Source organism: Streptomyces chilikensis, from assembly GCF_001642695.1.
GTDB lineage: Bacteria > Actinomycetota > Actinomycetes > Streptomycetales > Streptomycetaceae > Streptomyces > Streptomyces chilikensis.
Genome location: NZ_LWCC02000129.1, coordinates 1 through 2412 on the forward strand (window position 1 = coordinate 1; position 2412 = coordinate 2412).

Here is a 2412-nt window from a genome sequence, read left to right on the forward strand (position 1 = left end):
CGCCCGGCCGGGTCCGCACGGCCGCCCCCGCGGCCTGCCGGACCGCCCCGGCGCCGGCGCCGCCCGGTTCCGTCGCGCCCGCCCCGCCCCTGGTGTTCCGGCGGAACGCCGAGGTGCCGCGCGCCAGGTCGTGCCCCACGGCCGCCGCCTCGATGTCCACGTCGGTGCGGGCCTGGCCGTCCCGGGCGTCGGCCCGTACCTTCAGCCTGCCGTGGACCACCACCGGATCCCCCACCGACAGCGAGGCGGCCACGTTCGCCGCGAGGGAGCGGCGGGTCCACACCGTGAAGAAGTTGGTGTGGCCGTCCACCCACATCGCCTTGTCGCGGTCCCAGTAGCGGGGCGTCGCCGCCAGCCTGAAGCGGGCGACATGGCCCCGGTCGTCCTCCCGGTGCACCGGCTGCGTCGCCACGTTGCCGATCGCGCAGACCACCGTCTCGTTCATCGCACGTCCCTCCGTCACACCCGTGAAAGCGCCGACGGGCCCGTCCCGTCCGGCCGCTTCCAGGGTGCGGCGGATCGGGCGGGCCCGCCGGGGGCTGTGGGTTCAGAGGGTGGTTGTGGACAACTGCCCCACCCGTGAGGGTGAACGGGCGCCGCCGAGGGAGCCCCCGCCCACCGGTACGACGCCGCTGACCACGCCGTACTGCTCACGCACCTCGCGGTGGCGGGCCACCTCCTCGGCGATGGGCTCCAGCACCCGGACCCGGCCGCACTCCTCCGCGGCCTCCCGCAGCCGCAGCTCGGCCTCCAGCCCGTGGCGCCGCGCGGGCCCCCGCGCCGCCGCACGGCAGGCCCATTCGATCACCGGGCCGCCGACGATGCCGATCACCATCAGCAGCACCGGAACGCCCAGCTCGGCCTCGAACACCCCCACGATCTGCCCCGTCAGCCAGAGTCCGCCGACGATCTGCACCAGTGTCATGGCCGCCTGCGCCAGGACCGCCGCCGGCCACCAGAACGGCCGCGGCGGCCTGCCGGGCAGCGCCGCCCGCCGGGACAGCTCGTCGAGTTCCTCGGGCAGTCCCTCGGCACCGCGCAGCGCGGCCTCCCGCACCGCCTGCGCCCAGGGCTCGGGCATCCCCTGGCAGGCCCGCTCGGTCACCGTGCGCACCGCCTGTTCCACCCGCTGCCGTGCGGTGGTCTCGTCGTCGGCGGGCTGGGCCAGGACGAACCGCCGGGTGGTGAGCGGCGCCCGCCGCCCCTGGTACCAGCGCCACAACCGCAGCCACGGCGTGCCGCAGGCCTGGTTCGCGCCGCGCCTCCAGGCGCGTTCGGCGGCCTCGCCGGCGGCCCGGGAGCCGACGGCGGCCGCCAGTCCGTCGGCGAACTCGTCCCGCGCCTCCTCGCTCAGTCCGGCCCGCACCCCCGTGGTGTAGACGGACCGCAGGCGGGCCGCGGCGGCGTCCACGTCGGCGGCGATCCGCCGGGCGGCGGCGCCCCTCTCCCGCACGAACCGGCCGAGCGCGTCCTTCAGGTCGTCCACGCCCTCCCCGGTGAGGGCGGACAGCGCCAGCACGGTCGCGCCGGGCTCGCCGTGCTCGCTGAGCGCGATGCCGTCCTCGTCGAGCAGCCGCCGCAGGTCGTCGAGGACCTGGTCGGCGGCCTCGCCGGACAGCCGGTCGATCTGGTTGAGCACCACGAAGGTCACCTCGGCGTGCCCGGCCATCGGCCGCAGGTACCGCTCGTGGAGCACCGCGTCGGCGTACTTCTCCGGGTCGACGACCCAGATCACCGCGTCGACCAGTTTCAGCAGCCGGTCCACCTGCTCGCGGTGCTGGACGGCGGCCGAGTCGTGGTCGGGCAGGTCGACCAGGACCAGGCCGTCGAACCGCTCCTCGTCCTGCGGGTTCTGCAGCGGGCGGCGGCGCAGGCGGCCGGGGACGCCGAGGCGGTCGATCAGCGGGGCGGCCCCGTCGCTCCAGCTGCAGGTCAGCGCGGCGGCGGTGGTGGGACGGCGGACCCCGGTCTCCGAGATGGCGATCCCGGCCAGGGCGTTGAACAGCTGCGACTTCCCGCTGCCGCTGGCCCCGGCGATGGCGACGACGGTGTGGCGGCCGGAGAGCGACCCGCGCTCGGCGGCACGGTCGAGGACCTGCCCCGCCTCGGCCAGGGTGCGGCTGTCGACCCGCGCCCTCGACATGCCGATCAGCTCCTGCAGCGCCGCCAGGCGGGCGCGGAGCCGGCCCCCGTAGACGGTGTCGGCCGCGGACTGCGGGGTGGAGGCGGAGGCGGCGGACACCCGGCGGACGGCGGCGGACGGCGGGTTCGCCGGCCCGGCCCGTCGTACCAGGGACCCGGTGGGGCCGGGGAGGCCGTGGGCGGCGGCGCCCCTGCGGACGCCCGGGCGGTCCTCGCCCCGCGTTCCCCCGGCCGGGGGCGCGCCGGCGCGGTGGGCGGCGGGTCCCTCCA

Annotated in this window: 2 protein-coding genes; both read right to left on the reverse strand. The window is 77.4% G+C overall.

The genetic code is table 11. The features are described 5' to 3' along the window. Nucleotides 1–445, reverse strand: a 445-nt coding sequence (locus tag A2U95_RS26500) for a single-stranded DNA-binding protein (protein ID WP_166027573.1), incomplete at its 3' end; no start/stop codon positions are given. A 102-nt stretch (nucleotides 446–547) separates the two neighbouring features. Next, on the reverse strand, nucleotides 548–2412 hold a 1865-nt coding region (locus A2U95_RS26505; protein WP_166027575.1), incomplete at its 5' end, for a YfjP family GTPase.